Source organism: Vibrio sp. 2-1-2a, from assembly GCF_032648565.1.
GTDB lineage: Bacteria > Pseudomonadota > Gammaproteobacteria > Enterobacterales > Vibrionaceae > Vibrio > Vibrio diabolicus.
On record NZ_WBOH01000031.1, the window covers coordinates 1 to 1,283 of the forward strand.

Sequence of the window (1,283 nt, forward strand, 5' to 3'; positions counted from 1 at the left end):
GCGAGTAATGTCGGGAACTCCAGGGAGACTGCCGGTGATAAACCGGAGGAAGGTGGGGACGACGTCAAGTCATCATGGCCCTTACGAGTAGGGCTACACACGTGCTACAATGGCGCATACAGAGGGCAGCCAACTTGCGAAAGTGAGCGAATCCCAAAAAGTGCGTCGTAGTCCGGATTGGAGTCTGCAACTCGACTCCATGAAGTCGGAATCGCTAGTAATCGTGGATCAGAATGCCACGGTGAATACGTTCCCGGGCCTTGTACACACCGCCCGTCACACCATGGGAGTGGGCTGCAAAAGAAGTAGGTAGTTTAACCTTCGGGGGGACGCTTACCACTTTGTGGTTCATGACTGGGGTGAAGTCGTAACAAGGTAGCGCTAGGGGAACCTGGCGCTGGATCACCTCCTTATACGATGATTATTGCGATGAGTGTTCACACAGATTGATACGGTTTATGAAGTTTAAGAGACAGAACATCCCCCAAGATGTTCAACTTAGTGTCCCGTTCGTCTAGAGGCCTAGGACACCGCCCTTTCACGGCGGTAACAGGGGTTCGACTCCCCTACGGGATACCATTGGGTCGTTAGCTCAGTTGGTAGAGCAGTTGACTTTTAATCAATTGGTCGCAGGTTCGAATCCTGCACGACCCACCATTCCTTCCATTAGGAATTAAAACTCAAAATATGGGGCTATAGCTCAGCTGGGAGAGCGCCTGCCTTGCACGCAGGAGGTCTGCGGTTCGATCCCGCATAGCTCCACCATATTTTGAAACAATGGGCGATTAGCTCAGTTGGGAGAGCACCTGCCTTACAAGCAGGGGGTCACTGGTTCGAGCCCGGTATCGCCCACCATTCTCTAAGTATTTTTGGAATAAAACGTCCAAACCAGAACAAGCAATTGATACTGGTTGGCATTTTTGACTCTGAAAGTCTTTAGAAAATGTAACTTCCTTGTGAAGAAACATAGCTCTTTAACAATTTGGAAAGCTGACAAAACAACAGTTTATTGTTGTTTGTAAAGTTCTCAAAGTATTCATTTATGAATACAACTAATAACACATTCAAGTGTTCTTGGAATTTGAGTCCGGCAAAATCGATATGTCTCTCGCTCATTCAAATAATGAGAGACAACTTTGGTTGTTTGAACATCAATTCGAAACTCCTTCGGGTTGTATGGTTAAGTGACTAAGCGTACACGGTGGATGCCTTGGCAGTCAGAGGCGATGAAGGACGTATTAACTTGCGATAAGCCCAGATTAGGTAGTAAAAACCACTTGAGT

At 47.3% G+C, this 1,283-nt stretch carries 4 tRNA genes and 2 rRNA genes; all 6 read left to right on the forward strand.

From position 1 onward, the window contains the following. Positions 1-413 (forward strand): 16S ribosomal RNA (locus F7Y48_RS23500); the annotation flags it as partial. Positions 414-503: 90 nt separating this feature from the next. Continuing rightward, positions 504-579 (forward strand) — tRNA-Glu (locus F7Y48_RS23505). 2 nt (positions 580-581) lie between these two features. Then, a tRNA-Lys gene (locus tag F7Y48_RS23510) sits at positions 582-657 on the forward strand. Between the two features lie 32 nt (positions 658-689). Beyond that, positions 690-765: transfer RNA gene (locus F7Y48_RS23515), tRNA-Ala, on the forward strand. 14 nt (positions 766-779) lie between these two features. Then, positions 780-855: transfer RNA gene (locus F7Y48_RS23520), tRNA-Val, on the forward strand. Between the two features lie 323 nt (positions 856-1,178). Continuing rightward, positions 1,179-1,283, forward strand: a 23S ribosomal RNA gene (locus F7Y48_RS23525); the annotation flags it as partial.